The 1372-nt window shown below is 39.9% G+C and carries 1 protein-coding gene; it reads left to right on the forward strand.

Features of this window, described 5'->3' with window-relative positions; genetic code table 11:
• Nucleotides 1-346: 346 nt before the first annotated feature.
• The gene (locus tag F9Y84_RS21785) at nt 347-1225 is read left to right on the forward strand and encodes a hypothetical protein (RefSeq protein ID WP_147391501.1); all 879 of its coding nucleotides are present in this window, start codon (nt 347-349) and stop codon (nt 1223-1225) included.
• Nucleotides 1226-1372 lie beyond the last annotated feature (147 nt).

The raw sequence follows: 1372 nt of genomic DNA on the forward strand, positions 1-1372 counted from the left end.
GGCATTAAATGCCAGACCGAGAAAGTGTTTAGGGTATAAACAGCCTGCTGTTGTATTCAATAAATTACGCAAAGTACGTAAAGCAGCTTAATTTAGCGAGTGGTGCACTTCGGAGTTGAATTCGCGCCTCATGTTGTGGTCAAATATCTTTGAATAAGATAAGCTCGCCGCCAGTTATGTGACTGGCTAGAAATAATAGTAAAGTTCAAACAAGGATGTATTTTACCCCGATTGTTCGCACGTTACGCGTCGCTATTGCTTGTGTTCGTTTACCTTACATCCTGTCTCACCCTTTGCGCCATCAAAGCCAGTTTGTAGTACACACAACCAACAAGGAAACCGCATCATGACTCAACACTATTTTGGCAATTGGTATAATGATTATACCTCAGGGAATCTAACTGTATTGAAAAACGCATTGGAAGCGGGAGATACCAAAACAGTGGCTGCGCTTAGTGAAGAATTATTTGATAGTTATCTTGATGTAACCGCAGCGCTAGAGATAAAAGAAATTGAAAAATATGCTGAAATAATGGGAGATGTGCTCACTGATATCAAGCTTGATGTTTGCATGGGAGAATTGGTGGATCACCATCAGCCAGGTTATATTGAAATGGCTTGTCGCAATAGTATTGCGCTTGGAATTGGCTTCCCATTTTATGACTATTACTCAACTGAAATGACCGCAAACCGAATGGAGTTTGATGTTGAGTTTTTCGAAAGTACAGTTGAGCCTGGTTTCAAGCAATTGCATCAAGCTGGGAGAATGTCTATCACTGTATTTTTCAAATTAGTGTGTGATATCGTGGGTTATCTAGATCCCATACCATATACAGCTGATTATCTGTTCCGTTTACTACAACGTCCTGAGATTGACATTAGCACGTTTTCAGAAGAGGAGTTCACCGAGTGCCTCGACGTATGCTTCGGTTTTTATCATCTTAACCCTGAAATCTTCCGCTTGTTTGTTAAGCAAGCCAAGGGTCGTAAGGCAACCGAATCAACTGAAGTATGGCAAGAATCTCGCGAATTTTATTTAATCACCTATCAGTTCACTTCATCTTTCGGTGAGCGCTGTGCTTGGTATGAACACGAGGAATCATACATTGATGCCTTCACTGAGCTTAAACACAGCGGAATAGTTTCTGATGTAGAGGCAGAGGTTGTCGATTGTCTAAGAGCGGATCGGCTAGATAAGTTAGCAGAAGTGTTTATTAACGCATAAACAAATACTATCAGATAAAACTTATTTGAATTAGTTCAGACAAGATCTGACATTTCGATTTGAAAAATTGAGAGTTACCCGTTTTGATAAAGGTGTCGAATCTTTGTTCAAAACAACTAAGGAGTAACTCTCATGTTACATACTAAC

The organism is Pseudoalteromonas peptidolytica, from assembly GCF_012641745.1.
GTDB lineage: Bacteria > Pseudomonadota > Gammaproteobacteria > Enterobacterales > Alteromonadaceae > Pseudoalteromonas > Pseudoalteromonas peptidolytica.